The organism is Schlegelella aquatica (assembly GCF_026013905.1).
GTDB classification, from domain to species: Bacteria; Pseudomonadota; Gammaproteobacteria; order Burkholderiales; family Burkholderiaceae_C; genus Caldimonas; species Caldimonas aquatica.
In genome coordinates, this window is sequence record NZ_CP110257.1 from 3,033,243 (window position 1) to 3,058,983 (window position 25,741).

Consider the following 25,741-nt stretch of genomic DNA (forward strand, 5'->3'; position numbering starts at 1 on the left):
GCACGTGGCGCCCGCCGTCCAGGTTTCCGTGCTCAAGGAGTCCTCGATGAAACGCAACTGGTGGTCCTGGTTCGTCGCGCTCGCCGCGGTCTTCGCGCTCAGCGGCTGTGGCTACAACGAGTTCCAGCGGCTCGACGAGCAGACGCAAGCCGCCTGGTCCGAAGTGCTCAACCAGTACCAGCGGCGGGCCGACCTCATTCCCAACATCGTCAGCACCGTCAAGGGCGAAGCCAACTTCGAGCAGGAGACGCTCACCCGCGTCATCGAGGCCCGCGCGAAGGCCACCTCCATCCAGGTCTCGCCCGAGACGCTCAACGACCCGGAGGCCTTCAATCGCTTCCAGCAGGCGCAGGGCGAGCTGTCCAGCGCGCTGTCGCGGCTCATCGCGGTGAGCGAGAACTACCCCAACCTCAAGGCCAACCAGGGGTTCCAGGACTTGCGCATCCAGCTCGAAGGCACCGAGAACCGCATCGCGGTCGCGCGCAACCGCTACATCAAGGCGGTGCAGGAGTACAACGTGCTGGCGCGCAGCTTCCCCACCAACCTCACGGCGATGGTGTTCGGCTACAAGCCCAAGCCCAACTTCAACGTCGCCAACGAGGCGGCCATCTCCGCCCCGCCGAAGGTCGACTTCGGCGCCTCGCGCTGAAGTCTCGTCCTCGGGATCGCGGGCATGTGCGGCGCCTGGGTCGCTCAGGTCATCGGGCACGCGATGCGCCGCCGCGGGCCCGTCCACGGCCTCGACTTCGCACGGGCGCTCCTCGGCGCGCTCTTCGCCACGCTGATAGCGGCCTTCGCGCCGCCCGGCTTCGCGCAGGACGTGCTCGCCGTGCCGCCCCTGTCCGCCCGTGTGATCGACCAGACCGCCACGCTGACGCCCGGGCAGCGCGCCGCGCTGGAGGCCAAACTGCAGGCCCTGGAGACCGAGCTCGGCAGCCAGATCGTCGTGCTGATCGTACCGAGCACCGCGCCCGAGGACATCGCCTCCTACGCCCACCGCGTGGCCGACACCTGGAAGATCGGCCGGCGCGAGGTCGGCGACGGCTTGCTGATCGTCGTCGCCAAGGACGACCGGCGCGTGCGCATCGAGGTCGCCAAGGCCCTCGAAGGCGCCATTCCCGACCTCATGGCCCGCCGCGTCATCGATCAGGCCATCGTGCCGGCCTTCCGCGCCGGCGACTACCACCGCGGGCTCGACCAGGCCATCGACCGGATCGCCGGGCTCCTCCGCGGGGAGGGCTTGCCCGCGCCCTCCGGCAGCCCCGCTGGGGCCGACGAAGGCACGCAGTGGTCGGACCTCCTCATCTTCCTGCTCGTCGGTGCTCCCGTCATCAGCGCGGTCCTCACCGGGCTGCTCGGGCGCAAGCTCGGCTCGGTGGCGACCGGCGGGGCCGTCGGCGTGCTCGGGTGGTGGTTCACCGCGAGCCTGGCGATCGCCCTCGGTGTCGCGCTGTTCGCCTGGCTGTTCACGCTGGTGCTCGGCACCGGCGCCGCGGCCGGCAGCCGCATGCGGCGAGGGCACCACGGCGGCCCGCCCATCATCTGGGGCGGCGGGGGCGGCTGGGGGGGCGGTGGCGGTGGCGGCGGCTTCTCCTCCGGCGGCGGCGGCGACTTCGGGGGCGGTGGCGCCTCCGGCGACTGGTGAGACGCACGATGAACCGGCTCTGGCGCATCCTCAAACACCGCTGGCTCGACGACCGCGACGCGCTGCGCGCGCTGGGAGCCGACGCCCTCGAGCGGCTGGCCCGCCGGGTCGAAGCCAGCGAACGCCGGCACACCGGGGAGATCCGCGTGTGCGTCGAAGCGGGCCTGCCCTTCAGCTACCTGTGGCGCGGCGCGACCGCCCGCGAGCGCGCCGTGCAGATGTTCGGCAAGCTGCGCGTGTGGGACACGGAGCACAACAACGGCGTGCTGATCTACCTGCTGCTGGCCGAGCACCGGATCGAGATCATCGCCGACCGCGGTCTGGCGCGCCGCGTGCCTCAGAGCACCTGGGACGACATCGTGCAGGGCATGTCGGGGGCGTTTCGCGCAGGGCGCTTCGAGGAAGGGCTGAACGCGGCCGTGGACGCCGTGACGGCCCTGCTGGTGCAGCACTTCCCCGCGGCCGCGGGAGCGGAGAACCCGAACGAACTGCCCGACGTGCCTCACCTGCAATGAACTGCGATGGGGCCGCCCATGGGGCTGCGCAGCCCCGCCCCGCCCGCTGCGGGCACGCACGCTGTCGCATGAGCCGCCCAGAAAGCACCACGCGGAGTTGCATCTGATCCATGGCTGCCCCCATGACGCACGCGTCGCGTGAGCCGCCCAGAAAGCACCACGCCCGCCAGAGGCGGGCGTGTTCGGGTGGCCGCCCCGAGGTGGCCCCAGGGCGGCGTGCCGGATCGGCCGGCTTACTTGCGGCGCAGCCGACGCAGCGCCGCGAGCTGAGCGGCCATGACCGCGAACTCGCTCTGCGCGCGGGCGAAGTCGATGTCGCTCTTGGCGTTCTTCATCGCCTCTTCCGCCAGACGCTTGGCCTCGGCCGCCTTGGCCTCATCCAGGTCCTTGCCGCGGATCGCGGTGTCGGCGAGCACCGTCACCGCGTTCGGCTGCACCTCCAGGATGCCACCGGCGACGAAGACGAACTCCTCCTCGCCGGTGTCGGCCCGCTCGATGCGCACCGCTCCCGGCTTGATGCGGGTGATGAGCGGCGTGTGCTGCGGCAGGATGCCCAGCTCGCCCGCCTCGCCCGGCAGCGCGACGAACTTCGCCTCGCCCGAGAAGATGGACTCTTCGGCGGAGACGACGTCGACATGAATCGTGGCCATGCTGATTGATCCTTAGCGTGTGAGAAGGTGCAGAAAGCAAGCAGACGGGTGCCAGGCTGGGCGTCAACCGGAAGCGGGCTTCCTGCCCGCTGAGGATGGGCACCGACGCATGGCGCCCGTGTGCGCCGCTTACTGCAGCTTCTTGGCTTTTTCGAAGGCTTCGTCGATGGTGCCCACCATGTAGAAGGCCTGCTCCGGCAGGTGGTCGCACTCGCCGCCCACGATCATCTTGAAGCCGCGGATGGTCTCCTTCAGCGGGACGTACTTGCCCGGCTGGCCGGTGAACACCTCGGCGACGTGGAACGGCTGCGACAGGAAGCGCTGGATCTTGCGGGCGCGGGCCACCGCCAGCTTGTCTTCCGGCGACAGTTCGTCCATGCCCAGGATCGCGATGATGTCGCGCAGTTCCTTGTAGCGCTGCAGCACCGCCTGCACGGCGCGGGTGGTGTTGTAGTGCTCTTCGCCCACGACGTTCGGGTCGACCTGACGGCTGGTGGAGTCCAGCGGGTCCACGGCGGGGTAGATACCCAGCGCGGCGATGTCACGCGACAACACGACGGTCGCATCCAGGTGCGCGAACGTGGTGGCCGGCGACGGATCGGTCAGGTCGTCCGCCGGCACGTACACGGCCTGGATCGAGGTGATCGAGCCGACCTTGGTGGAGGTGATGCGCTCCTGGAGCTTGCCCATCTCCTCGGCCAGCGTCGGCTGGTAGCCCACCGCCGAGGGCATGCGGCCCAGCAGCGCGGACACCTCGGTACCGGCCAGCGTGTAGCGGTAGATGTTGTCCACGAAGAACAGCACGTCGCGGCCCTCGTCGCGGAACGATTCGGCGATCGTCAGGCCCGTGAGCGCCACGCGCAGGCGGTTGCCCGGCGGCTCGTTCATCTGGCCGTACACCATCGCCACCTTGGACTCGCCCAGGTTGTCCGGCACCACGACCTTGGACTCGATCATCTCGTGGTAGAAGTCGTTGCCCTCACGGGTACGCTCGCCCACACCCGCGAACACCGACAGACCCGAGTGGGCCTTGGCGATGTTGTTGATGAGCTCCATCATGTTGACGGTCTTGCCGACGCCGGCGCCGCCGAACAGACCCACCTTGCCGCCCTTGGCGAACGGGCAGATCAGGTCGATCACCTTGATGCCCGTCTCGAGCAGCTCGGTCGATGGAGACAGCTCGTCGTAGGCCGGGGCCTTGCGGTGGATCGAGCTGGCCAGCGACTGGTCGATCGGGCCGCGCTCGTCGATGGGGTTACCCAGCACGTCCATGATGCGGCCGAGCGTGGCCTTGCCCACCGGGACCGTGATCGGCGCGCCGGTGTTGGTGACCATCATGCCGCGACGCAGGCCGTCGGAGGAGCCCAGCGCGATCGTGCGCACCACGCCGTCGCCCAGCTGCTGCTGGACCTCGAGCGTGAGGTCGGTGCCTTCCATCTTCAGGGCGTCGTACACCTTGGGCATCTGGTCGCGCGGGAACTCCACGTCCACCACGGCGCCGATGCACTGAACGATCTTGCCTTGAGCCATTTTTCGTTCCTTCAATCAGTATTCGTTATGCCTTCGGTTCCGGCGCCGCGTCAGACCGCGGCCGCGCCGCCCACGATCTCGGCCAGTTCCTTGGTGATCGCCGCCTGACGCGTCTTGTTGTATTCGAGCTTGAGCTCGTTGATCAGGTTGCCGGCGTTGTCGGTCGCGGCCTTCATCGCCACCATGCGGGCAGACTGCTCCGAAGCCATGTTCTCGGCCACCGCCTGGTACACCAGCGCCTCGATGTAGCGGGTGAGCAGTTCGTCGATGACGGTCGGGGCATCAGGCTCGTAGATGTAGTCCCACGAGTGGCTGCCCTGGTCGGCCTGCAGCCGGTCGGCGGCCAGCGGCAGCAACTGCTCGACCACCGGCTCCTGCTTCATCGTGTTGATGAAGCGCGTGTAGCACAGGTAGACGGCATCCAGCTTGCCCTCGGCGTACTGGTCCAGCAGCGCCTTGACCGGCCCGATGAGGCGGTCGAGGTGGGGCTTGTCGCCCAGCTGGGTGACCTGCGCGACGACCTTGGCGCCGACGCGGTTGAGGAACCCCAACCCCTTGCTGCCGATGGCGACCGTCTGCGACTTCAGGCCCTGGGACTCCAGTTCCTTCAGCTTGGCCGTCGTGGCGCGCAGGATGTTGGTGTTCAGGCCGCCGCACAGGCCCTTGTCGGTGGTCACGACGATCATGCCCACCTGACCGGTGCCCTCGTTCTTGCGCAGGAACGCCGGCTTATACTCCGGGTTGGCCTGCGCCAGGTTGGCCGCGATGTTGCGCACCTTGTCGGCATAAGGCCGGGCCGCGCGCATGCGGTCCTGCGCCTTGCGCATCTTCGACGCGGCGACCATTTCCATGGCCTTGGTGATCTTCTTGGTGCTTTCGACCGATTTGATCTTGCCGCGTATTTCCTTGCCTGCCGCCATGACGGAACTCCTTCAGTTTCAGGCGAAGGTCTTCTTGAAGGCCACGATGGCAGCCTGCAGTTCGGCCTCGGCGTCCTTGTCCATCGCCTTGTCGCGCTCGAGCTTGTCGAGCAGCTGGGCGTGGCTGGTCTTCAGGTACTGGTGCAGCCCGTGCTCGAACGCCAGGACCTTCTTGACGTCGACGTCGTCGAGGTAGCCCTTGTTGGCGGCGTACAGCGAGGCGGCCATCAGGCTGATGGGCAGCGGCTGGTACTGAGGCTGCTTGAGCAGTTCGGTCACACGGGCACCGCGGTCCAGCTGCTTGCGGGTGGCTTCGTCGAGGTCGGAGGCGAACTGCGCGAAGGCCGCGAGCTCACGGTACTGCGCGAGGTCGGTACGGATACCGCCCGACAGGCTCTTGATGAGCTTGGTCTGCGCGGCACCGCCCACGCGCGACACCGAGATACCCGCATTGATCGCGGGACGGATGCCGGCGTTGAAGAGGTTGGTCTCCAGGAAGATCTGGCCGTCGGTGATCGAGATCACGTTGGTCGGCACGAACGCGGAGACGTCACCGGCCTGGGTCTCGATGATCGGCAGCGCGGTCAGCGAGCCGGTCTTGCCCTTGACGGCGCCGTTGGTGAACTTCTCGACGTAGTCGGCGTTCACGCGGGCGGCGCGCTCGAGCAGGCGCGAGTGCAGGTAGAAGATGTCGCCGGGGAAGGCTTCGCGGCCCGGCGGGCGGCGCAGCAGCAGCGAGACCTGGCGGTACGCGACGGCCTGCTTGGACAGGTCGTCATAGATGATCAGCGCGTCCTGGCCGCGGTCGCGGAAGTACTCGCCCATCGTGCAGCCGGAGTAGGCCGAGATGTACTGCATGGCGGCCGACTCGGAGGCCGAGGCGGCGACGACGATGGTGTAGTCCATCGCGCCGTGCTGTTCGAGGGCACGCACGACGTTCTTGATCGACGACGCCTTCTGGCCGATGGCGACGTAGATACAGATCATGTTCTGGCCCTTCTGGGCGATGATCGTGTCCAGCGCCACGGCGGTCTTGCCGGTCTGGCGGTCGCCGATGATCAGCTCGCGCTGGCCGCGGCCGATCGGCACCATCGCGTCGATGGCCTTGATACCGGTCTGCACCGGCTGGTCGACCGACTTGCGCGCGATCACGCCGGGGGCGACCTTCTCGATCACGTCCGTCAGCTTGGCGTTGATCGGGCCCTTGCCGTCGATCGGGCGGCCCAGCGCGTCGACGACGCGGCCGATGAGTTCGGGGCCGACCGGCACTTCCAGGATGCGGCCGGTGCACTTGACCGTGTCGCCTTCGGAGATGTGCTCGTAGTCGCCCAAGATCACCGCGCCGACGGAGTCGCGCTCGAGGTTGAGCGCCAGGCCGAAGGTGGGCTGGCCGTCCTTGCCCGCCGGGAACTCGAGCATCTCACCCGCCATCACGTCCGACAGGCCGTGGATGCGGCAGATACCGTCCGTCACCGACACCACGGTGCCTTGATTGCGGATGTCCGCCGCCGCACCGAGACCCTCGATGCGGCTCTTGATCAGTTCAGAAATTTCTGCGGGATTCAGTTGCATTGCTTGCTCCCAGTCTCGTCCTCGGCCACCTGGCCGCAACGGCTGTCCGGAACCCGGGGGCTCCGAAAGACCCGGCGCCCACACGGCTCCGGGGCTCACCCATACCTCGGGTCGCGACGCCCGATCGCCTTCAGGCGGTCAGCGCGACCTTCATGCGTTCCAAGCGGGCCTTGACCGAGGTGTCGAGCACCTCGTCGCCGACCACCACGCGCACGCCGCCGATCAGCTCGGGATCGACCTCGACCTTGGCCTGCAGCTTGCGACCGAAGCGCTTCTCCAGCGTGGCCACCAGATCGGCCAGCTGGGCCGGCTCGATCGGGAAGGCGCTGACGATCGTGGCGTCGGAGACACCGGACGCCTCGTTCTTCAGCACGTGGAACTGCTCCGCGATCGCCGGCAAGGCCGCCAGACGGTCGTTCTCGATGACGGTGCGAAGGAAGTTCTTCACGCCGTCGGCCAGCGGCACCTTGACCACCGACACGATCAGGTCGAAGACCTGCGAGGCGGTGACCTTGGGATGGTCGGCGAACTGACGCAGCTGCGGGTTGGCCGCGACGGCCGCCAGTTCGTCGACCTGGGCCGCCCACTGGTTCAGGTCCTGCGTGCGAGCCACCTCGTAGAGGGCCTCGGCATACGGACGCGCGATGGTTGCGAGCTCAGCCATGATCACAGCTCGGTTTTCAAACGGTTCAACAGATCGGCGTGGACGCCGGCGTTGACTTCGCGCTTGAGGATCTGCTCGGCGCCCTTGACGGCCAGCACGGCCACCTGCTCGCGCAGGGCCTCGCGGGCCTGGACCATCTGCTGCTCGGCCTCGGCCTTGGCTTGCGCGACGATCTTGGCACCTTCGTCTTCGGCCCGCTTCTTGGCTTCCTCGATGATGGCCTGCGCACGCTTTTCGGCGTCGGCCAGCACCTTGGCGGCTTCGTCACGGGTCTGGGCGAGCTGTTCCTCGACGCGCTTGTTGGCGGCAGACAGCTCCAGCTTGGCCTTGTCGGCCGCGGCCAGGCCGTCGGCGATCTTCTTGGCACGCTCGTCGAGCGCCTTCGTGATCGGCGGCCACACGAATTTCATCGTGAACCACCAGAGGATCGCGAAGACGACGATCTGCGCCAACAAAGTAGCGTTCAGATTCACGGCTTCGACCTCTCTCGGTTAGAACTTTGCTTGGGAAAGTACGTTCGAGAAACGTCGAATCAGGCGGCGACGAACGGGTTGGCGAAGGCGAACAGCATCGCGATACCGACACCGATCAGGAACGCGGCGTCGATCAGACCGGCCAGCAGGAACATCTTGGTCTGCAGTTCGTTCATCAGCTCGGGTTGACGGGCCGACGCTTCCAGGTACTTGCCACCCATCAGCGCGATACCGATACAGGCACCGATGGCACCCAGGCCGATGATCAGACCGCAAGCCAGAGCGACAAGACCCAACACGTTTTCCATGATTGCTCCTATGAGAGAGTAGTTGACGGACGGAAAGAAAAAGCGGAACTCGTTGACTTCAGGCGATCAGTGCTTGTCGTGCGCCTGGCCGACATAGACCAGGGTCAGCATCATGAAGATGAAGGCCTGCAGCGTGATGATCAGGATGTGGAAGATGGCCCAGGCGGCACCGGCGATGACCTGGCCGATCCACAGGAAGACGCCGCCCAGCGAGGCGAAGCCCACCGCACCCATCAGGGCGATCAGCATGAACACCAGCTCGCCCGCGAACATGTTGCCGAACAGTCGCATGCCGTGCGAGATGGTCTTGGCGAGGAACTCGATGATCTGCAGCAGGAAGTTCACCGGCGCGAGCAGCACGGCGGCGATGCCGTGCGCGTGGAACGGCGCGGAGAAGAGCTCCTTCACCCAGCCGCCCAGGCCCTTGATCTTGATGTTGTAGTACAGGCACGCCAGCAGCACCGTGATCGACAGGCCCAGCGTGATGGACAGATCGGCGGTCGGCACGACGCGCATGTAGGCGTGGTGCGGGTCGCCGCCGGCCGAGGCGTAGATCCACTCCCAGATGCGCGGGATGAGGTCCAGCGGCAGCAGGTCCATCGCGTTCATCAGGAAGATCCAGACGAACGCGGTGAGCGCCAGGGGCGCGACGGCCTTGCGGGAGGCTTCGTTGTGGATGATCGACTTGGCTTGGGTGTCGACCATCTCGACCAGGAACTCGACGGCGGCCTGCATGCGGCCGGGCACGCCGGAGGTGACGCTCTTGGCCACCCGCCACAGCAGGAAGCAGCCGAGCACGCCCAGCAGAATGGACCAGAACAGCGAGTCGAGCTTGAAGACCGGCTCGCTCAGCGAGAAATTGGCGATGCCCTCCTGCGCCCGGTTCTGCAGGTGCTGCAGGTGATGCTGGATGTATTCGCTCGGGGTCGGTCCTTGTCCTTCGGCAGCCATCGTGTGTCTCGAACGCTCGCTATGACGTCTGTTTCACGCGACCCCGCCACAGCAGGGCCAACCAACTCACTTTCATGCACACGACCATCGAGACCAGCAGAGCCGGCCAACTGAGGTCGGGCACGATCTTGACGGCCGCCACCAGCATGGCGACGGCCAGGGCAATCTTCACGGCCTCCCAGAACAAGAAGCCCAGCACGAGTGCGCCGGGCGCTGCCCCAGAAAGCCTCCTGGTGATGCCGCGCGCCATCAGCGCCGCTGGCAGCACCACGGCCGCCGCCCCGTAGAGGGCCGACCAGGCCGCCCCACCTCGGCCAGTCGCCGCGAGCCACAAGGCCGCGACCACCGCGCCCGCCGCGGCCTGCACCGCGACGACCCGCCACGGTGAGACCGGCGGGTGCTTTGCCATCAGAGCCTGCGCTTCCTCACGCGACAGGGTCTTGAACTCCGGGTCTGCGCCCGCATCTGCACCCGTATCGGGAGCGCCATCGTCGGTTCTTCCCTTCGCGGGATCGGCGGTCATGGCGTTCGGTTCCGGTCGGGTTACGGCAAATCCTTTGGATTATACGTGGTAACCCGCACGGTCCCGCTACCCCCTCGTGCGTCCGCCTGCGCGTGACGCCCGGGTGCGCCGCGCGGCAACGCATTGCCCTGATGCGAAACCTCGTGACACCATAGGTGCCATGGCATCGATGAAGGACTTGCTGGCAAGGCGGCTGCGCGAGCAACTGCCCACGCGACACGAGCTGGCCCGGTCGAAGTGGCTCAAGCCCGTGGCCGCGCAACTCACGGCGCCCGAGCTGTGGCGCATGAAATCGGAGTCGGTGGCCCGGGGTGTGGCCGTGGGCCTGTTCTGGGCGTTCCTGGTGCCCGTGGCGCAGATCTTGTTCGCCACGCTGCACTGCGTCTGGTGGCGGGGCAACATCCCGATTGCCGCCGCGATCACTTTCGTGACCAACCCGCTGACGGTGGGCGGCTGGCTCTGGCTGGCCTATCAGGTGGGCAGCGTCTTCGTCGGCGGTGCCGCGACGGCGGTACCGCCCGAAGAAGGCGCGGGGCTCTTGATGTGGCTCCAGACGGTGGGGCTGCCCGCGCTCGTGGGCATGGCGATCTTTGGCGTGGTGGGCGCGGTGCTCGGCTATGCGGGCGTGAAGCTGTTCTGGCGGCTGCGGCTGTGGCGGCGCCTGCGTGCGCGGGAGCTGCGCCGCGCGCGCTGACGCCCGCCCGCCTCTGGCGCTTCGGTTTCAATCTCCCGCCGGCGGCACCAGCACGCCGCGGAAGGCGTTCGTCGGCAAACCCGGCACCTCGACTTGCACCTGCAACACGCAGCCGGCCCAGGGTTGCCGCGCGAGTTCGTCGGCGGGACGCTTTTCGCGTGCGGTGGTGATGTAGAGCGTGCGCAGGTCCGCACCGCCGAAGCAGGGCATCGTCGGGCAACGCACGGGCAGCAGGATCTCCTGCACGACGCGGCCCTCGGGCGACAGGCGCAGCACGCGCGAGCCCTCGAACATCGCCACCCAGTAGTGGCCCTCGGCGTCCACCGCGGCGCCGTCGGGCCGGCCCAGGTAGTCGTCGAGCGGCTGCCCTTGCGCACGGGCCGGGAACTGCGCGAAGACCCGACGCTCGCCGATGTGTCCGGTGTCGGGATCTGCATCGAATGCGTAGACGGTGTGGGCGCGCGTGTCCGCCCAGTACAGGGTGCGCGCGTCGGGGCTCCACGCGAGCCCGTTGGAGGTGGTGCAGCCCTCGGCGCGCGCGGTGAGGCGGCCATCGAGGTCGAGGCAGTACAAGGCCCCCAGGGGTTGCCGGGTCTCGTCGAGCGTGCCGCACCACAGGCGCCCGGCCGGGTCGCACTTGCCGTCGTTGAAGCGTTGGTGCGTGGGGTCGTAGGGCGCGGGCACGCACAGCCTCGCCGTGCCGGTGGCCGGGTCGAACTGCCACACGCCATCGCGCAGTGCCAGCACCAGAGCGCCCGCCGCGTACGGGACGGCGCATGCCACGTCGGTGTCGAACGCCCAACCGTCCAGATGGCCGCTCGCGGGGTCGAAGCGGTGGAGTCTTCGGCCCGGGATGTCGCAGTAGTACAGGACCTGTTCCTGCGGGTGCCAGAAGGGTGATTCGCCGAGCAGTGCGGCGTGTTCGACGGCGACGCTGACGGCCTCCGGTGGGGCGGCTTCGGGCGCGGCGCGGCGCAAGGAGGCGGTGGAGCCGGAAGCGGGGACGTTCATGGGGTGGGATCGGTGGAATGCGAAGCCGGGGGCTGTCGGGACACAGGCGACATGCGAGGGGCATGCCGGCTGCAGCAGCTTTCGATCCTACGCCGGTACTTCGACGTAACTGCGGCCGTCGGGTGCGTTCGGGGGCGTCGGCCCGCCTCGGCTCACTCGAGCTCGGCCTTGAGGTAATGCGCCCCGGGCAGGGGGTTGTAGTAGTAAGGCGGCACTTCCTGGAAGCCGAGGCTGGCGTAGAGGCTGCGTGCGGCCTCCATCTCGTCGAGTGTGTCGAGCAGCATCACGGAGTAGCCGCAGCGCCGCGCCTCATCGAGCAGGGCCTGTGCGAGGGCTCGCCCCAGACCGAAGCGACGGAACGGCTTGCGCACGTAGAGCCGCTTCATCTCGCAGGCATTGGCGTAGTCCACGTCGGCGATGGGACGGAAGCCGCCGCAGCCGGCCGGCTCGCCGTCGAGCAGGGCCAGCAGCAGGTGCCCGGCCGGCGGGGCGTACTCGCCGGGCAAGGAGGCCAGTTCGGCCTCGAATTGCTGGAAGCTCAGGTCGATGCCCAGCGAATCGGCGTACTCGACGAAGAGCGCGCGGGTGGTGTGCAGCAGCTCCGGCGTGTCGGGCACGACGAGCCGTATCTCAGGGGACTCCATCCATCCAGGGCGCGGGGGCGCGCGATGTTCACCTCGCGAAGTCTAGCGTGCGCTGCGCGCCATGCCAGCCAGCCGTGCGGGCCGCACGGCCGGTCCCGGGGCCGCTCAAATCTCTGCCCCCGGGGCTTGCGCCCCACCCCCCGCGGGGGTCACGGCCCGGCTTCGGGCGGCCGGGCGCCGGGCCTATCCGTTTGCCCCCGGGGCTTGCGCCCCACCCCCCGCGGGGGTCACGGCCCGGCTTCGGGCGGCCGGGCGCCGGGCCTATCCGTTTGCCCCCGGGGCTTGCGCCCCACCCCCCGCGGGGGTCACGGCCCGGCTTCGGGCGGCCGGGCGCCGGGCCTTAGGGAAGGTCTGAACAACCCGCTCTGCCGCCCGGATTGCGGCATCGTGGCGCCGGCCTGGCGTCGCTTTCGAGCCGGATTTCGCCCGTGCAGGGCGGTTTTTGGCGGGTTTCCCCGCCTTACGGACGCACTGCTCCCGTCGTCGGCAACAAACGCCGGCGCGCCATCCACAGGTTCGACAGCGCGAACAGCGTCAGCACCTGCGCCGCGTTCTTCGCCAGGCCGCGGTAGCGCACCTTCGTGTAGCCGAACTGCCGCTTGATCACCCGGAACGGGTGCTCCACCTTCGCCCGCAGACTGGCCTTGTAGCGCTCCCACCGCTCGGCGTAGCGCCGCTCGCGCTCGTTCTTCATCGCACGCAGCTTCGACGGCTTCTCCGCGATCAGGAATCCGGCGTCCACGTCCTGCAGCTCCTCGCGCTTCTCGGCACCCGTGTAGCCGCTGTCGCCGCACACCGTGTCTTCCCGGCCGTGCAGCAGCTTGTACACCTGCGTCACGTCGGCCACGTTCGCCGCCGTGCATTCCACGTGGTGCACCAGACCGGACGCGTCATCCACGCCGATGTGCGCCTTCATCCCGAAGAACCACTGGTTGCCCTTCTTGGTCTGGTGCATCGCCGGATCGCGCTCGCCCGCCTTGTTCTTGGTCGAGCTCGGCGCACTGATGATCGTGGCATCCACGATCGTGCCACTGCGCAGGCTCAGGCCCTTGCGCTGAAGATGGGCGTTGACCTGCTCGAAGAGCTTCTCGGCCAGCCCGTGCGTCTCCAACAGCCGGCGGAAGTTGAGGATCGTCGTCTCGTCCGGGATGTCGGCAAGCCCGCCCAACTGCGCGAAGCGGCGCATCACCGGCGTGTCGTACAAGGCTTCTTCCATCGCCGGGTCGCTGAGCGCATACCACTGCTGCAGGAAGTGGATGCGCAGCATCGTCGCCAACGGATAGGGCTGGCGACCGGGACGGCCCATCTTCGGGTAGTGCGGCTCGATCAGACCCAGCAGCGCCTGCCACGGCACCACCTGCTCCATCTCCGCCAAAAACACCTCGCGCCGCGTGCGCTTGCGGCTCCCCAGACCCTCGGCATCACCGAACGACAGCTGCATCGCACTCACCCCGATCACGGTGAGGCATTGTCGCGCAATCGGGCGGAGTTGTTCAGACCTTCCTTAGAGCTGCACCGTGCCGTCGATGCAGGTGCGGCAGTGGCCGCCCACCCAGACTGCGTCGTCCGCGGCGTCGATGTGGACACGGCCGGCGCGCCCGAGCCGCGTGCCCTGGGCGGCGACATAGCGGCGCGGTGCGAGGCCTGCGGCGACGAGCCACTGTGCAACGCTGGCGTTGAGGCTGCCGGTGACGGGGTCTTCGGCGATGCCGTCGGGGGCGGCGAATGCGCGGACCTCGAATTGGACCTCGCGCCCTTCCGGGTGGGGGCCGACCACGCCGACGAAGCCGATGCGGGCGAGCGCGCAGAGGTCCGGTTCGATCGCGAGCACCTCCTCGGCGCTGCCGAGCAGCAGCGTGAACCACTGGGGGCCGTTGTCGAGCAGCCGCGCGGCGCGCACTTGCTCGCGCCGCAGACCGAGCGCCTCGACGAGGGCGGACAGCACCGAGGGCGCAAGTTCCTGCGCCGACATGGGCGGCGCAGCAAAGGCCCAGCGCCCGCCGTCTTGGCGCAGCGTCACGAGCCCGACACCGCATTGCTGCACCACCCGGCCGGCGGTGCGCGGTCGCCCGCCCGCCTCCAGCCAGGCATGGCACGAGCCGAGCGTCGGGTGCCCGGCGAAAGGCAGTTCGCTGCCCGGGGTGAAGATGCGCACGCGGTAGTCGGCCTGAGGGTCGGTGGGGCGCAGCAGGAAGGTCGTCTCCGACAGGTTCGTCCAGCGCGCGAAGTCCTGCATCTGCGCATCCGTCCAGTCGTCGGCCCCGAGCACGACGGCCAGCGGGTTGCCCTTCAGGGCGTGCTGGGTGAAGACGTCGACTTGCTTGAATCGGTAGGGCATGGCCTTCCCTTGTGACTTTCCTTGTGACTGGCCCGTTGAAGCGCCCGAGGCGCGGCAGGCGGCGGACCGATTCGCCGCCCGAAGATGGCCACCCCGACCACGAGCAGCAGGCCGCGGGCGTGGTCGCCGGAGCGCGCGCGTGCGATGAGGCCGGTCACAGCCGCAGCATCCAGACGGCGGTGGCGACGAGGATCGCCGCCATCGTCCGGTTGAACCACAGCAGCCGCTGCCCCTCGGCCAGCCAACGACGCAACAACGAGCCCACCATCGCGTAGGTGAAGTTGCTCGAGAAGGCGTACACCGCCATGACGGCGATCACGATCACCAGCCGTTCGCCGGGGTTGGGGGCGGGCTGGCCCGCCTGGGTCGTCACCCATCCGCCGGTGAGGGCCAGCGCGAGCATCCAGGCCTTGATGTTGACGAACTGCAGTGCCACGCCTTGCCAGAATCCGACGTTCAACCGGGCGTCGTCGGCCTGCGCCAGACGGCGCGTTCCCGCGAGCCGCCACGCCAGCCACAGCATGTAGCTCACCCCCGCGATCTGCACGGCCCCGCGCAGCGCGGGCACCGCCATCACGATGGCGCCGAGGCCCAACCCGCACACGAGCATCAGCAGCGTCCAACCGGTGGGCACGGCCAGGCAAAAGCGCAGAGCCCGCCTCAGCCCGCCGTTGGCGGCCAAGGCGGTCGAGAGGGTGGTGTTGGGGCCGGGCGTGAAGCTCATGGCCGTGGCCAACACCAGCAAAGCGAAGAATTCCTGCGGGGTCATGGGCGGCAGTCTATGCCGAAGGCACGTGCCGCACCGAGATGGGGCGCCGGTCCAGCCGGTGGATGCGCCTCGAGCACTGCACTCCCAGCGCGCACCGGTTCCGGCCGGGACTTGGGGCGGGCGACTGGAGCAGCTCCCCGCGGCCGCGCCTTGCCGCCGTGACATTTTTCGGGTTGGGCCCGGGTTCGCAGCCCCTCGCAGGGCTGTCAGCTGGACAGTCAGCTTGCGTCAAGTAAAGTGACGTTTACACACAATTCGCCGCGCTTGGTTGCGCATGCTGTGGCGATGACGGGCGGGGGCGACCGGCTCCGGCCCGAGGAGGGGCGCCCGAAGCCCCCATGCTGCTGATGGACGAGACGACCATTCCTTTCGGCGAACCCGAGCTGATGCGGGCCAGCGCGTTCCGGCGCTACCTGCAGGAGCTCGCCTGCTCGCCGGCAGGCGACCCGGCCCGCTCCCGATGGACGTCGCTCAGCCCCTCGCTGATGGCCGACCTGCAGCGATTCGAGCACCGCGGCGAGGGCGCGGACGTGCTGGAGGTGTTGGCGGCTTGCCTGCGCCACGCGCAACGGGTCGTGGTTCACTGCGAGGCGGGTGGCTACGTCCTACCGATCACCCTGTTTCCGCGCGAGCGGCTGTTCCACTGCCCCGCCGACCCGGGCACCTACCTGCTGCAGCGCCTGGCCCTCCTGCGGGTGCTGCGTCTGGAGCCGGCCGTCCTGCGTCCGCCCGGCGACCGGGAGGAGGCCCTGGTCGGCCATTCTTCCCAGTACCATCCGCTCGACCCGTTGCTGTGGGTGCTGGCGCTGCACGGCGCGCGCTCCGAGCTGCTCCCCGAGATCGCCGAGCCGGCCCTGTACCGGACGGCGCCGGGCCTGGACCTGCGGACGATGCCGATGAGCCCCGCCCACCGGCAGGCGATCCGGCACATGCGGGGGCAGCCGGTCAGCGTGCGGGACCTGGCCGACATGCTGAGCGGCACGCGCGAGGAGGCGAGCCGCCTGCTCAACGCGCTGTACTTGCAGTCCGGCCTCATCGTCAGCCGCTCGCTGCCCTCGTCCGCCGGCTCCTGGTTCGCCACGCTGCGCCGGCGTTGAGCGCGCCGAGCGGCTGACCGCCTGCGCGGCTCACCGCGACCCGAGCGCCTCCCAGCGTTCGAGCGCGGCCATCAGCTCCTCCTCGATCTGCTGGTAGCGGGCCTGGAGCTGGGCGACGCGCTGCGGCTCCTTGCGGTAGATCTCGGTGCCCGCCAGCGTCTCGCCGATCTGCTTTTGCTCCGCCTCCAGCGCCTCGATGCGCGCGGGCAGCTCGTCGAGCTCGCGCTGCTCCTTGTATGAGAGCTTGCGCGCCGCCGGGCGCGGCGCGACCGCCGGCGGGGGCGGCGGCGCGGGCGCGGGTGCCGCAGCGCGCGGGCGCAGTGCGCGGCTGCGCTCGCTTTGGGCGCGCCAGTCCTCGTAGCCGCCCTCGTACTCGCGCCAGCGCCCGGGCGACTCGTCGCCCTCCCAGGCGATCGTGCTGGTGACGACGTTGTCGAGGAAGCGGCGGTCGTGGCTCACGAGGAACACCGTGCCCTCGTAGTCCTGCAGCAAGTCCTCCAGAAGTTCCAACGTGTCGATGTCGAGGTCGTTGGTGGGCTCGTCGAGCACCAGCACGTTGGCCGGCCGCGCGAAGAGCCGGGCCAGCAGCAGGCGGTTGCGCTCGCCGCCCGACAGCGTCTTGACCGGGGAATGGGCGCGCTCGGGGGCGAAGAGAAAGTCGCCGAGGTAGCTCATCACGTGCTTGCGGGCACTGCCGATCTCGATCCATTCGCTGCCGGGGCTGATGGTGTCGGCCAACGTCGCCTCCAGGTCCAACGCCTCTCGCATCTGGTCGAAGTAGGCCACCTGCAGGTTGGTGCCCCGCCGCACCGTGCCGGCATCGGGCGGGATCTCGCCGAGGATGAGCTTGAGCAGCGTGGTCTTGCCCGCGCCGTTGGGGCCGATCAGGCCGACCTTGTCCCCGCGCAGGAAGATCGCCGAAAAATCGCGGACCACCGGCTGGCCGTCGTAGGACTTGCTCACGTGCTCGAGCTCGGCCACGAGCTTGCCGGAGGCAGCGCCCGCGTCGATGTCCAGCCGCACGCGGCCGATGGCCTCGCGACGCTCGGCCCGGCGCTCGCGCAGCCGCTCCAGGCGTTTGATGCGGCTCACGCTGCGCGTGCGGCGCGCCTCCACCCCCTTGCGGATCCACACTTCCTCCTGCGCGAGCAGCTTGTCGGCCTTGGCCTGCTGGACGGCCTCCTCGGCGAGCTGTCGCTCCTTCAGTTGCTGGTACGCGCTGAAGTTGCCGGGGTAGCTGCGCAACACGCCGCGGTCGAGCTCGACGATGCGGGTGGCGACGGCATCGAGGAACGCGCGGTCGTGGGTGATGAGCACCACTGCGCCGGGGAACTCGCCGAGCAGCGACTCGAGCCAGCCGATCGAGTCCAGGTCGAGGTGGTTGGTGGGCTCGTCCAGGAGCAGCACGTCGGGCTGCGCGACGAGCGCGCGCGCCAACGCCACGCGCTTGCGCAGGCCGCCGGAGAGTTGCGCGAGCGGGCGGTCCCGCTCGAGCCGCAGGCGGTGGAGCGTCTCGTCCACGCGCTGCTCCCACGTCCAGCCGCCCAGGGCCTCGATGCGCGACTGCAAGGCGTCCAGGTCGTCGCCGGGCCGATGCGCCTCGAAGCGCTCGCGCAAGGCGCGCACCTCCGCCAAGCCCTCGCTGACCGCATCGAACACCGTGGCCTGGGCCTCGAACTGCGGCTCCTGCGGCACGTAGGCCAAGCGCAGGCCCTGTTGCAGTTGCAGCGCGCCGTCATCGGGCCGCTCCAGCCCCGCCAGGATCTTGAGCAGCGACGACTTGCCGGTGCCGTTGCGGCCGATCAGGCCGACGCGCTCGCCGGCCTCCAGCGAGAACGATGCGCCGTCGAGCAACGGCACATGCCCGTACGCGAGATGCGCCTGAGCGAGGGTGAGCAGGGCCATGGGGCTGCGGCGATGAGATCAGGAGGAACCGAGCATTATCGAGCGGACGCCACGCGCCTGCTCGGTGCTCCGGGCATGAAAAAACCGCCGCCCGGTACGGTCCCGGGCGGCGGGTGCTCAGGCCATGGGCGGCGGCATCACCGGCGGTTCGCGCACCGGCACCGGCGCTTCCGGCGGCGGCGGGTCCTGCACCTCGGGCGGCGAGGGATCGGGGCCCGTGGGCGGAATCTCCGTCGGCGGCGGAGGCGGGCTCGGCACGGTGGGCGGAGCCGGGGGATCGGTATGGGCCGACACCCCCGCCCCTGCCCATTGCGGGATGGGGCAGGCCCTGGCGTGAGACAGCCACATGTTGCGGCTCTCCGAAAAGCCGTCAGCGGTCACGCGCACGCGGCGGGGTGTCGGGCTTCAGCGCGTCGTCGATGTTCTCCTTCGCGTCGCCGTAGTCGGCACGCATGTCACCGGCGTGCTTCTGCGCGCGGCCGCGCCATTCCAGGCTCTCGTCGTCGGTCACCTTGCCGGTCACCTCCTTGGCTTTGCCTTTGGCCTGTTCCATGCGACCTTTGATCTGATCTCGGTTCATGGCGAGTCCTTTCTGCAAAGTGGGGACATGTGCCGGGCAAGAGATCTCTTGCTCGACGTGATCCATGGTGCCTTGCAGAAGGACTGCGGGCTGTCGGCCGGGGGCGCCCTGCCGTGTAGGACGGACGACCACAGCCCCCTCTGGCAGGGCCTCGGCTCAGGCCAGCGCGTCGTCGAGCACCTCCACCCAGTGCCGCACGGGCACTTCGGTGCCCGATTGCAGATGCTGGATGCAGCCGATGTTGGCCGACACGATCGCGTGGGGGTTGCGGGGCAGCAGTTGCGAGAGCTTGCGGTCGCGCAAGGGGTAGGCCAGCTCCGGTTGCAACACCGAGTAGGTGCCGGCCGAGCCGCAGCACAGATGCGCTTCGCCGGTCGCCAACTCCACCTCGAAGCCGAGCTCGCGCAGAGGGCCCTCCACCCCGCCACGCAGCTTCTGCCCATGCTGCAAGGTGCAAGGCGGGTGGTAGGCCAGCCGCATCGCAGGCTTGGCCCTCAGCCGGGGCTTGAGCCGCGGCACGAGGTCGGGCAGCAGTTCCGACAGGTCGCGCGTGAGGTCGCTGATGCGCTGCGCCTTCTCGGCGTACTGCGGGTCGTGGCGCAGCGCATGGCCGTATTCCTTGACCGTGACGCCGCAGCCGGAGGCGTTCATCACGATCGCCTCGACCTCGCCGCGCATCACCGCCGGCCACCAGGCGTCGATGTTGCGCCGCATGTCGGCCAGGCCGCCTTCGTGGTCGTTCAGGTGCGTGCGGATCGCGCCGCAGCAGCCGGCCCCATCGGCCACCAGCGTCTGGATGCCGGCCGCGTCGAGCACGCGGGCGGTGGCGCTGTTGATGTTGGGCATCATCGCCGGCTGCACGCAGCCGGTGAGCATCAGCACCTTGCGCGGGTGCTGGCGCTGCGGCCACTGGTGAGCCCGCGGCGAGCGGTCCTTGGGCGGCACCTTGTTCTTGAGCGCCGCAGGCAACAGGGGCCGCACCATTTGCCCCAGCTTCATCGCCGGCGCGAACAGCGGCGAGGTGAGGCCTTCCTTCAGCGCGGTGCGCAACCAGCGCTCGCCCAGCGGCCGCTCGACGCGCGCCTCCACCACCTTGCGGCCGATGTCCACCAGATGCCCGTACTGCACGCCCGAGGGGCAGGTCGTCTCGCAGTTGCGGCAGGTCAAGCAGCGGTCCAGGTGCAGCTGCGTGCTGCGTGTGACCGGCTGGCCCTCGAGCACCTGCTTCATCAGGTAGATGCGCCCGCGCGGCCCGTCGAGCTCGTCGCCGAGCAACTGATAGGTGGGGCAGGTGGCCGTGCAAAAACCGCAGTGCACGCACTTGCGCAGGATGGCCTCGGCCTCCTGTCCCTCGGGGGTGTCCTTGAATTCGGGGGCGAGATGGGTCTGCATGCGGATGAAGGCTCACCAGCCAGGGTACAGGCGGCCGGGGTTGAAGAGGCCGTGCGGGTCGAACGCGCGTTTGAGCTCGCGGTGGATGCGCTCGAGCGGCGGGGCCAGCGGGGTGAACACCTGCGCGCCGGCCTTGTCCTCGTCGCGCGCAAGGAAGAGCGTCGCGTGGCCGCCCACGGCACGTGCGGCTTCGCGCATCCGCGAGGCCGGGGCACTGGTGCACCACCACCGCTGCGCCCCGCCCCATTCGATCAACTGCTCGCCCGAGAGTTGCAGCGGCGGCGCCACCGACGGCACGGACAGCCGCCACAGGCAGGCGCCCGCCTGCACCGCCGCGCGGGCCTTGGCGAAGAACTCGTCGCGCTGGTCGCGCAAGCCCTCCCAGAACGGCTGCGCCAGCTCCTCGGGCAGGCGCTCTGCGCCCAGGCTGCGCGCGGCCGCCTCCACCGCCGCGGCCGCACCGCGCAGCCGCACGACGAGGGTACCGTCCCACCACGCGCTCGCGTTGAGGGGCAACGGCTGGCCGCCCCACTCGTTGAGACGTCGCAAGGCGGTGGCCTCGTCGAGATCGAAACGCAGCGTGGCGGTGGCCGGTGCCACGGGCAACACCTTGAGCGAGACTTCGAGGATGACGCCCAGCGTGCCCATCGAGCCGGCCAAGAGGCGCGAGACGTCGTAGCCGGCCACGTTCTTCATCACCTGGCCGCCGAAGCTCAGCACCTCGGCGCGGCCATTGAGCAGCGTCGCGCCGAGCACGTAGTCGCGCACCGCGCCCGCGGCCGCTCGCGCAGGGCCCGAAAGGCCGGCCGCGACCATGCCGCCCACGGTGCCGCCCGTTGCGAAGCGCGGCGGCTCGAACGGCAGGCACTGCCCCTTCTCGGCCAAGGCGGCCTCCAGCTCGGCCAGCGGCGTGCCGGCCCGGGCCGTCACGACGAGCTCGCTCGGCTCGTAGCTGGAGATGCCCGAAAGCGGTCGCACGTCCAGCGGCTCGCCGCGCGCCGGCCCTCCGTAGAAGCGCTTGGTGCAGCCGCCCCGGATGTCCAGCGGCGTGCCGGTGGCCGCCGCCGCGCGGACCTGCTCGGTCAGCCGCGCGAGAGCGGGATCGCTCGAGGTGTCGATGCTCATGAGATCAGGATCGAGGTGTCGGGGCCCAGGGGCCGGACGATGCGCAACGGGACGAGGGAGCGAGACGGAGGGCCATCAGAACCTCGGGATGTCGGGAAAGGGCAGCAGCCCCTTGCGCACGTGCATCTTCCCGTACTCGGCGCAGCGGTGGAGCGTGGGCACCACCTTGCCGGGATTGAGCAGTTCGCGCGGATCGAAGGCGCGCTTGATGCCGCGCATCTGCTCCAGCTCCTCGGGCGAGAACTGCACGCACATCGAGCTGAGCTTCTCCACTCCCACGCCGTGCTCGCCCGTGATGGTGCCGCCCAGCGCCACGCTGGTCTCGAGGATGTCGGCCCCGAAGAGCTCGCAACGGTGCAGTTGATCCGGGTCGTTGGCGTCGAACAGGATCAAGGGGTGCAAGTTGCCGTCGCCCGCGTGGAAGACGTTCGCGCAGCGCAGGCCGTACTTCTTTTCCATCTCGGCGATGGCGATCAGGATGTCGGCCAGCTTCTTGCGCGGGATGGTCGAGTCCATGCACATGTAGTCGGGGCTGATGCGGCCGCTGGCGGGAAAGGCGTTCTTGCGGCCGCTCCAGAACTTCAGCCGCTGCGCCTCGTCGCGGCTGACCTCGACGCGCGTGGCCCCCGAGCCGACCAGCACGTCGACCATGCGGCCGATCTCCTCTTGCACCTCCTCGGGCGTGCCATCGCTCTCGCACAACAGGATGGCTTCGGCGTTCAGGTCGTAGCCCGCGTGCACGAAGTCCTCGACCGCAGCGATCATGGGCTTGTCCATCATCTCCAGCCCCGCCGGGATGATGCCGGCGGCGATCACGTGGGCCACCGCGTCGCCTGCCTTGCGGATGTCGTCGAAGCTGGCCATGATGCAGCGTGCCACCTGCGGCTTGGGCACGAGCTTGACGGTGACTTCGGTCACCACGCCCAGCATGCCCTCGCTGCCGATGAACAGCGCCAGCAGGTCCAGCCCCGGCGCATCGAGGGCCTCGCTGCCCAGTTCCATCGGTTCGCCGTCGACGGTGTAGCCGCGCACCCGCAGCACGTTGTGCACGGTCAGGCCGTACTTCAGACAGTGCACGCCGCCCGAGTTCTCGGCCACGTTGCCGCCGATGGTGCAGGCGATCTGGCTGCTCGGGTCGGGGGCGTAGTAGAGGCCGTACGGCTCGGCGGCCTCGCTGATGGCGAGATTGCGCACGCCGCTTTGCACCACCGCCGTGCGGGAGACCGGGTCGACCTGGAGGATGCGGTTGAACTTGGCCAGCGAGAGCGTGACGCCCAGGCGGTGCGGCAAGGCCCCGCCCGACAGCCCCGTGCCCGCGCCGCGCGCGACGACCGGCACGCCCAGCCGGTGGCAGGTGCGCAAGACGGCCGCCACCTGGGCGTCGTCTTCCGGCAGCGCCACGACGAGGGGTTGCTCCCGGTACGCGGTCAGGCCGTCGCACTCGTAGGGCACCGTGTCCTCGCGGCGCCACAGCAGGGCGTGACCCGGCAGCACCTTCGACAGGGCCTCGACCACCTCGGCCTGGCGGGCCGCGCGGTCGATAGCCTCGCCGGGGCCGGTGCCCAGGACGTCGGGGCGCAGGGGGGCGTTCATCGTGGGTCTCCTCGTTCGGCCGAGAGCCGCCGCGGGCTGCGAACCGGGCGGCAGCCCCTCGTCAGCGACGGATTACGGCGGCTCACTGTAACCCGCGCGGGCTGAGATGCAACTGAAGACGCGCCGAGCGAGCCGTCGCGACGGCTTTGCACCGCAAGCAAAGATGAAGGAGCGCGTCGGCTCGGAGGCCGCCGCCCCGCTCAGCGCGGCGGCGGCTCGCCGAGAAGCGGCGCCGGCCGCTCCCGCGGGGGCGCGACGGGCGGCGGCACGCCGGGGGGCTCCCAGGGCCGCGGGCCGATCACCGAGGGCGGGAGCTGGGGCCGGTGCCACCCGGGCACCACGAGCACCGGTGGGGTGAGGACCTCCTCGCGCGCACGGGCCGCGCGCTCGCGCTCTGCTTGCAACTCCACCAACGCCCGCTCACGGCGCAGGCGTTCCAGCTCCAGGTCCCGCTGCAGCCGCTCGCGGTGTTCGATCGAGCGCTGGATGCGCTCGTTCACCTCGGCCGCCTCGCGCGAGGCGGCCTCCCGCTTCGCGGCCGCCTCCGCAGCCCGGGCAGGGTCCTCGGGCTCGAAGTCCCAGCGCCGCTCCGGCGCCCCGCCGCCCGGCACGGGCCGGTCGGTCAGCACCACACGCCCGTCGGGCAGGCGCTGCTGGTACACCTTCGTCAGTGCGCGGCCGGTGACGGGCACGACCGGCTCGGCCGCGCTCCCCCCGGCCGCCGCCAGCAAAGCCACCGCCCATCCGCAGGCTCGAAAGGTCAAGCACCAGTCCATCGCCCCTATTGGACCGCAGCTCCCCAGCCCGGTTCCACCCGGTACTTCCCGCTTGGCTTACAGTCACGCACTTCTTTTCGAAGGATGTCCGTGTCTGCCTCCCCCCACCCCGCCCTGCGCGCCTGGACGGCCCCGGCGCTGGCCCTGGCCCTCGTGGTGGCGGCCTTGGGACTGTGGGCGGCGCTCCCGCTGGACGTGCTCGCGCAACTCCTGGCCGAAACCGGGCCCGTCGAGCGGGGCACGGCGTGGTTGTATTTCATCACCGCCGCCATGTGGGGCGTGCTCGCCTGGCGCTCGCCGGCCGGCGCACGTGGCACCGTCTTCGCCATCGCCCTGGTGCTGGCCGCGTTCGGCGCCCGCGAGCTGGACCTGCACAAAGCCTGGACCGGAGTCAGCGTGCTCAAGGTCAGCTTCTACTTCGGCCCGGCCGCCTGGGAGCACAAGGCCCTGGCGCTGGCAGTCCTGGGGCCGGTGGGGCTGACGACGCTCTACTTGGTACGGCGGCATGCGGCGGCCGTCGCAGCCGGCATCGGCCGAGGCCGGCCGGTGGCCGTCACGGTGCTGGTCTTCGTGCTGTCGATCGTGGTCTCCAAGCTGGTCGACCGGTCCGAGAACGTCCTCCTGGAGGACTTCGGCATTGCCTTTCCGCTGTGGCTGAGCGTGCTGCGGTCGGCCGTGGAGGAAATGCTCGAGCTGGGTCTGGCCATCCTGCCGTGGATCGGCTGGTGGCAATGGAAGGGCGAGCACGAGGCCTCTGGCGGCCGCTGAGGACCCCGCGTCAGGCCGTAGGCGCCGTGAAGACCGTCAGCACCCCGGTGTAGCCGTAGACGTGGCGGTGCGCAATCTCGCCGCCGGCGAAGAACCCGACGAGCGGCACGTCGCCCAGCGCGTGCCGCACCAGCTGGAGTTCCGCATGCGGGGCGCCGAAGTGCGCGCCGCCCCGGCCTGCGCACGAAACGTACACCGCACCCCGGATGATCCTTCCCCCGCCGCCCACCTCGGTCGGCAGCGTCCCCGTCCCGGCAGACGCAGCGGGCGGAGCGTTCCACAGTTCCTGCGGTTCGAGCGCCTCGCGGATCTCGGCGCAGAGGCGCACCAGGTCGCGCCGGGCGGCCTGCGGGTCGCGGCGGCAGAAGGTCAGCGAGGTGCCGACGACCGGCTCGTCGGCCACCGCGATGCCGCCGCCGCGCGGATCGATGCCGATGAGATGGCGCACGCGGGTGTCCTCGCCGAGCGCCCGCCCACTCGCCTGCGGTGGCCGCCCGCCCAGGCGGGGCCGCGGCCCGGCGCGGGCGCCGCCCCGCCCAGAAGACGCCGTCGCGGGGGCACTGAGCGCCGCCAGCGTGTGCTGCACGCGAGGCAGGGCGTCGCGCGGCTCGGTGGCGTCCACGCCCAGGTCGGTCAGCAGGCAGTCGAGGGCCGGGCGATCGTCGAGACGCACGACCAGCTGGCCTTGCGCCTCGGTCACCGTGCGCGTCGGTCCGAGCGGGTCGCAGCCTTGCGTCACGCGCGAGACGATCTCTACACTGTCCGCAAAGGCGACTCCGGACAGCCCGCCCTCCCACACGCCGTCGGCGACGTGACAAACGCGGGTGCGCGCGGCGGCGAGCCCCCCGAAGACATAGCCCGCGTCCGTCCTCGCGGCGAGTTCTTGCACCAGGTCTTCCAGGTCCGGGGCGCGAGGATCGGCGTGCACCTGCGCGGCATGCCAGCGCGGACGCGGCGGCAACGGGGCCACCCCCGAAAAGAGCCGGAAGGACCTCGCCGGCAGGTCGGAGAGCAGCACGGCGACGGCCGGCTCGTCGAAATACTCCACCCCGCTGCCCATGACGCCGACCCCCACCGCCCCCACCCAATGCGTGCCCGGGAAACGGCGATTCAGCTCGGCCAGCATCGCTTCGGCGTGAGGCGCGAGGTGATCGGTGAAGTAGATCCAACCCAATGTCGGCCGCACCACGTACCCCTCGCTGCCGAGGCGGCCTTCGACCGGCGCGAGCGCGAGCCCGAGCGCCATGCGCCAGTCGGGGTGTGTCGCGTGGCCCTGCAGAAAGAGCGATGCAGGCACC

27 protein-coding genes are annotated in these 25,741 nt (G+C 69.7%); 6 read left to right on the forward strand and 21 right to left on the reverse strand.

Annotation, left to right across the window (positions count from 1 at the left end):
• Nucleotides 1-46 precede the first annotated feature (46 nt).
• The 3 genes from OMP39_RS13910 to OMP39_RS13920 all read left to right on the forward strand — a co-directional run bounded on the left by OMP39_RS13910 (nucleotide 47) and on the right by OMP39_RS13920 (nucleotide 2,160).
• Nucleotides 47-649: a LemA family protein gene (locus OMP39_RS13910; protein WP_264892361.1), complete on the forward strand. Its 603-nt coding sequence runs from the start codon at nucleotides 47-49 to the stop codon at nucleotides 647-649.
• A gap of 63 nt (nucleotides 650-712) precedes the next feature.
• Complete coding sequence (locus OMP39_RS13915; RefSeq protein ID WP_425340680.1) at nucleotides 713-1,645, forward strand: TPM domain-containing protein; 933 nt, start codon at nucleotides 713-715, stop codon at nucleotides 1,643-1,645.
• An 8-nt stretch (nucleotides 1,646-1,653) separates the two neighbouring features.
• Complete coding sequence (locus OMP39_RS13920; RefSeq protein WP_264892364.1) at nucleotides 1,654-2,160, forward strand: TPM domain-containing protein; 507 nt, start codon at nucleotides 1,654-1,656, stop codon at nucleotides 2,158-2,160.
• A 233-nt stretch (nucleotides 2,161-2,393) separates the two neighbouring features.
• Here OMP39_RS13920 and OMP39_RS13925 read toward each other — a convergent pair whose 3' ends face one another.
• The 9 genes from OMP39_RS13925 to OMP39_RS13965 all read right to left on the reverse strand — a co-directional run bounded on the left by OMP39_RS13925 (nucleotide 2,394) and on the right by OMP39_RS13965 (nucleotide 9,751).
• On the reverse strand, nucleotides 2,394-2,810 hold the full coding sequence (locus tag OMP39_RS13925; RefSeq protein WP_264892366.1) for a F0F1 ATP synthase subunit epsilon: 417 nt from the start codon (nucleotides 2,808-2,810) through the stop codon (nucleotides 2,394-2,396).
• A 129-nt stretch (nucleotides 2,811-2,939) separates the two neighbouring features.
• Entirely contained in the window at nucleotides 2,940-4,340 is a 1,401-nt protein-coding gene (atpD, locus tag OMP39_RS13930) for a F0F1 ATP synthase subunit beta (RefSeq protein ID WP_264892367.1), read from the reverse strand.
• A gap of 50 nt (nucleotides 4,341-4,390) precedes the next feature.
• Entirely contained in the window at nucleotides 4,391-5,260 is an 870-nt protein-coding gene (gene atpG / locus OMP39_RS13935) for a F0F1 ATP synthase subunit gamma (RefSeq protein ID WP_264892368.1), read from the reverse strand.
• Nucleotides 5,261-5,278: 18 nt separating this feature from the next.
• On the reverse strand, nucleotides 5,279-6,832 hold the full coding sequence (gene atpA, locus OMP39_RS13940; protein WP_264892370.1) for a F0F1 ATP synthase subunit alpha: 1,554 nt from the start codon (nucleotides 6,830-6,832) through the stop codon (nucleotides 5,279-5,281).
• A gap of 130 nt (nucleotides 6,833-6,962) precedes the next feature.
• Nucleotides 6,963-7,496 (reverse strand): F0F1 ATP synthase subunit delta, encoded by a 534-nt coding sequence (locus OMP39_RS13945; protein WP_264892371.1) that lies wholly within the window; start codon nucleotides 7,494-7,496, stop codon nucleotides 6,963-6,965.
• A gap of 2 nt (nucleotides 7,497-7,498) precedes the next feature.
• On the reverse strand, nucleotides 7,499-7,969 hold the full coding sequence (locus tag OMP39_RS13950) for a F0F1 ATP synthase subunit B (protein WP_264892372.1): 471 nt from the start codon (nucleotides 7,967-7,969) through the stop codon (nucleotides 7,499-7,501).
• Nucleotides 7,970-8,028: 59 nt separating this feature from the next.
• The gene (gene atpE / locus OMP39_RS13955; RefSeq protein ID WP_264892373.1) at nucleotides 8,029-8,277 is read right to left on the reverse strand and encodes a F0F1 ATP synthase subunit C; all 249 of its coding nucleotides are present in this window, start codon (nucleotides 8,275-8,277) and stop codon (nucleotides 8,029-8,031) included.
• 66 nt (nucleotides 8,278-8,343) lie between these two features.
• Nucleotides 8,344-9,228 carry a F0F1 ATP synthase subunit A gene (gene atpB / locus OMP39_RS13960; protein ID WP_264892374.1) on the reverse strand — a complete coding sequence of 295 codons (885 nt, stop codon included), beginning with the start codon at nucleotides 9,226-9,228 and terminating at the stop codon, nucleotides 8,344-8,346.
• A 19-nt stretch (nucleotides 9,229-9,247) separates the two neighbouring features.
• A complete protein-coding gene (locus OMP39_RS13965; RefSeq protein ID WP_264892375.1) occupies nucleotides 9,248-9,751 on the reverse strand; it encodes an ATP synthase subunit I in 504 nt (167 codons plus the stop codon).
• A 160-nt stretch (nucleotides 9,752-9,911) separates the two neighbouring features.
• On the opposite strand from OMP39_RS13965, the gene OMP39_RS13970 reads away from it, so the two are divergent.
• Entirely contained in the window at nucleotides 9,912-10,445 is a 534-nt protein-coding gene (locus OMP39_RS13970) for a DUF2062 domain-containing protein (protein ID WP_264892376.1), read from the forward strand.
• A 27-nt stretch (nucleotides 10,446-10,472) separates the two neighbouring features.
• Here the strand turns inward: OMP39_RS13970 and OMP39_RS13975 are convergent, their stop codons facing one another.
• The 5 genes from OMP39_RS13975 to OMP39_RS13995 form a co-directional block, all read right to left on the reverse strand.
• Nucleotides 10,473-11,456, reverse strand: coding sequence for an SMP-30/gluconolactonase/LRE family protein (locus OMP39_RS13975; RefSeq protein ID WP_264892377.1), 984 nt, complete (start codon nucleotides 11,454-11,456; stop codon nucleotides 10,473-10,475).
• A 152-nt stretch (nucleotides 11,457-11,608) separates the two neighbouring features.
• Nucleotides 11,609-12,100 (reverse strand): GNAT family N-acetyltransferase, encoded by a 492-nt coding sequence (locus tag OMP39_RS13980; protein ID WP_264892379.1) that lies wholly within the window; start codon nucleotides 12,098-12,100, stop codon nucleotides 11,609-11,611.
• Between the two features lie 460 nt (nucleotides 12,101-12,560).
• Nucleotides 12,561-13,541, reverse strand: a complete 981-nt coding sequence (locus OMP39_RS13985) for an IS5 family transposase (RefSeq protein WP_028915768.1) — start codon at nucleotides 13,539-13,541, stop codon at nucleotides 12,561-12,563.
• Between the two features lie 63 nt (nucleotides 13,542-13,604).
• Nucleotides 13,605-14,438, reverse strand: a complete 834-nt coding sequence (locus tag OMP39_RS13990; RefSeq protein ID WP_264892380.1) for a PhzF family phenazine biosynthesis protein — start codon at nucleotides 14,436-14,438, stop codon at nucleotides 13,605-13,607.
• Nucleotides 14,439-14,592: 154 nt separating this feature from the next.
• Complete coding sequence (locus tag OMP39_RS13995; protein WP_264892382.1) at nucleotides 14,593-15,207, reverse strand: LysE family translocator; 615 nt, start codon at nucleotides 15,205-15,207, stop codon at nucleotides 14,593-14,595.
• A gap of 338 nt (nucleotides 15,208-15,545) precedes the next feature.
• Between OMP39_RS13995 and OMP39_RS14000 the strand changes: the two genes are divergently transcribed.
• Nucleotides 15,546-16,304 carry a hypothetical protein gene (locus tag OMP39_RS14000; protein WP_264892383.1) on the forward strand — a complete coding sequence of 253 codons (759 nt, stop codon included), beginning with the start codon at nucleotides 15,546-15,548 and terminating at the stop codon, nucleotides 16,302-16,304.
• Between the two features lie 30 nt (nucleotides 16,305-16,334).
• On the opposite strand, the gene OMP39_RS14005 is transcribed toward OMP39_RS14000, so the two are convergent.
• From OMP39_RS14005 to OMP39_RS14030, 6 genes are all read right to left on the reverse strand, one after another.
• Nucleotides 16,335-18,209 (reverse strand): ABC-F family ATP-binding cassette domain-containing protein, encoded by a 1,875-nt coding sequence (locus tag OMP39_RS14005; RefSeq protein WP_264892384.1) that lies wholly within the window; start codon nucleotides 18,207-18,209, stop codon nucleotides 16,335-16,337.
• Nucleotides 18,210-18,579: 370 nt separating this feature from the next.
• The gene (locus OMP39_RS14010; RefSeq protein WP_264892385.1) at nucleotides 18,580-18,789 is read right to left on the reverse strand and encodes a CsbD family protein; all 210 of its coding nucleotides are present in this window, start codon (nucleotides 18,787-18,789) and stop codon (nucleotides 18,580-18,582) included.
• 156 nt (nucleotides 18,790-18,945) lie between these two features.
• Nucleotides 18,946-20,181 (reverse strand): glycolate oxidase subunit GlcF, encoded by a 1,236-nt coding sequence (gene glcF, locus OMP39_RS14015; RefSeq protein WP_264892387.1) that lies wholly within the window; start codon nucleotides 20,179-20,181, stop codon nucleotides 18,946-18,948.
• A 12-nt stretch (nucleotides 20,182-20,193) separates the two neighbouring features.
• Nucleotides 20,194-21,306 (reverse strand): glycolate oxidase subunit GlcE, encoded by a 1,113-nt coding sequence (glcE, locus tag OMP39_RS14020; protein WP_264892389.1) that lies wholly within the window; start codon nucleotides 21,304-21,306, stop codon nucleotides 20,194-20,196.
• 75 nt (nucleotides 21,307-21,381) lie between these two features.
• Entirely contained in the window at nucleotides 21,382-22,899 is a 1,518-nt protein-coding gene (locus OMP39_RS14025; protein ID WP_264892390.1) for an FAD-linked oxidase C-terminal domain-containing protein, read from the reverse strand.
• A gap of 200 nt (nucleotides 22,900-23,099) precedes the next feature.
• Complete coding sequence (locus OMP39_RS14030; protein WP_264892391.1) at nucleotides 23,100-23,663, reverse strand: hypothetical protein; 564 nt, start codon at nucleotides 23,661-23,663, stop codon at nucleotides 23,100-23,102.
• 102 nt (nucleotides 23,664-23,765) lie between these two features.
• On the opposite strand from OMP39_RS14030, the gene OMP39_RS14035 reads away from it, so the two are divergent.
• Nucleotides 23,766-24,443, forward strand: a complete 678-nt coding sequence (locus tag OMP39_RS14035) for a hypothetical protein (protein ID WP_264892392.1) — start codon at nucleotides 23,766-23,768, stop codon at nucleotides 24,441-24,443.
• A 10-nt stretch (nucleotides 24,444-24,453) separates the two neighbouring features.
• On the opposite strand, the gene OMP39_RS14040 is transcribed toward OMP39_RS14035, so the two are convergent.
• A complete protein-coding gene (locus tag OMP39_RS14040; protein WP_264892394.1) occupies nucleotides 24,454-25,740 on the reverse strand; it encodes an FIST signal transduction protein in 1,287 nt (428 codons plus the stop codon).
• Nucleotide 25,741 lies beyond the last annotated feature (1 nt).

Excerpts from the sequence above, each read along its gene's own strand:
- OMP39_RS13995 (WP_264892382.1), bottom strand. The coding sequence starts at position 15,207 with ATGACCCCGCAGGAATTCTTCGCTTTGCTGGTGTTGGCCACGGCCATG.
- atpA (WP_264892370.1), bottom strand. The coding sequence starts at position 6,832 with ATGCAACTGAATCCCGCAGAAATTTCTGAACTGATCAAGAGCCGCATC.
- OMP39_RS13910 (WP_264892361.1), top strand. The coding sequence starts at position 47 with ATGAAACGCAACTGGTGGTCCTGGTTCGTCGCGCTCGCCGCGGTCTTC.
- OMP39_RS14000 (WP_264892383.1), top strand. The coding sequence starts at position 15,546 with ATGCTGCTGATGGACGAGACGACCATTCCTTTCGGCGAACCCGAGCTG.
- OMP39_RS13925 (WP_264892366.1), bottom strand. The coding sequence starts at position 2,810 with ATGGCCACGATTCATGTCGACGTCGTCTCCGCCGAAGAGTCCATCTTC.
- OMP39_RS13965 (WP_264892375.1), bottom strand. The coding sequence starts at position 9,751 with ATGACCGCCGATCCCGCGAAGGGAAGAACCGACGATGGCGCTCCCGAT.
- OMP39_RS13970 (WP_264892376.1), top strand. The coding sequence starts at position 9,912 with ATGGCATCGATGAAGGACTTGCTGGCAAGGCGGCTGCGCGAGCAACTG.
- OMP39_RS13990 (WP_264892380.1), bottom strand. The coding sequence starts at position 14,438 with ATGCCCTACCGATTCAAGCAAGTCGACGTCTTCACCCAGCACGCCCTG.
- atpD (WP_264892367.1), bottom strand. The coding sequence starts at position 4,340 with ATGGCTCAAGGCAAGATCGTTCAGTGCATCGGCGCCGTGGTGGACGTG.
- glcF (WP_264892387.1), bottom strand. The coding sequence starts at position 20,181 with ATGCAGACCCATCTCGCCCCCGAATTCAAGGACACCCCCGAGGGACAG.
- OMP39_RS13980 (WP_264892379.1), bottom strand. The coding sequence starts at position 12,100 with ATGGAGTCCCCTGAGATACGGCTCGTCGTGCCCGACACGCCGGAGCTG.
- atpG (WP_264892368.1), bottom strand. The coding sequence starts at position 5,260 with ATGGCGGCAGGCAAGGAAATACGCGGCAAGATCAAATCGGTCGAAAGC.
- OMP39_RS14005 (WP_264892384.1), bottom strand. The coding sequence starts at position 18,209 with ATGGCCCTGCTCACCCTCGCTCAGGCGCATCTCGCGTACGGGCATGTG.
- atpE (WP_264892373.1), bottom strand. The coding sequence starts at position 8,277 with ATGGAAAACGTGTTGGGTCTTGTCGCTCTGGCTTGCGGTCTGATCATC.
- OMP39_RS13920 (WP_264892364.1), top strand. The coding sequence starts at position 1,654 with ATGAACCGGCTCTGGCGCATCCTCAAACACCGCTGGCTCGACGACCGC.
- OMP39_RS14025 (WP_264892390.1), bottom strand. The coding sequence starts at position 22,899 with ATGAACGCCCCCCTGCGCCCCGACGTCCTGGGCACCGGCCCCGGCGAG.
- OMP39_RS14010 (WP_264892385.1), bottom strand. The coding sequence starts at position 18,789 with ATGAACCGAGATCAGATCAAAGGTCGCATGGAACAGGCCAAAGGCAAA.
- OMP39_RS13975 (WP_264892377.1), bottom strand. The coding sequence starts at position 11,456 with ATGAACGTCCCCGCTTCCGGCTCCACCGCCTCCTTGCGCCGCGCCGCG.
- OMP39_RS13915 (WP_425340680.1), top strand. The coding sequence starts at position 713 with ATGCGCCGCCGCGGGCCCGTCCACGGCCTCGACTTCGCACGGGCGCTC.
- atpB (WP_264892374.1), bottom strand. The coding sequence starts at position 9,228 with ATGGCTGCCGAAGGACAAGGACCGACCCCGAGCGAATACATCCAGCAT.
- glcE (WP_264892389.1), bottom strand. The coding sequence starts at position 21,306 with ATGAGCATCGACACCTCGAGCGATCCCGCTCTCGCGCGGCTGACCGAG.
- OMP39_RS13945 (WP_264892371.1), bottom strand. The coding sequence starts at position 7,496 with ATGGCTGAGCTCGCAACCATCGCGCGTCCGTATGCCGAGGCCCTCTAC.
- OMP39_RS13985 (WP_028915768.1), bottom strand. The coding sequence starts at position 13,541 with ATGCAGCTGTCGTTCGGTGATGCCGAGGGTCTGGGGAGCCGCAAGCGC.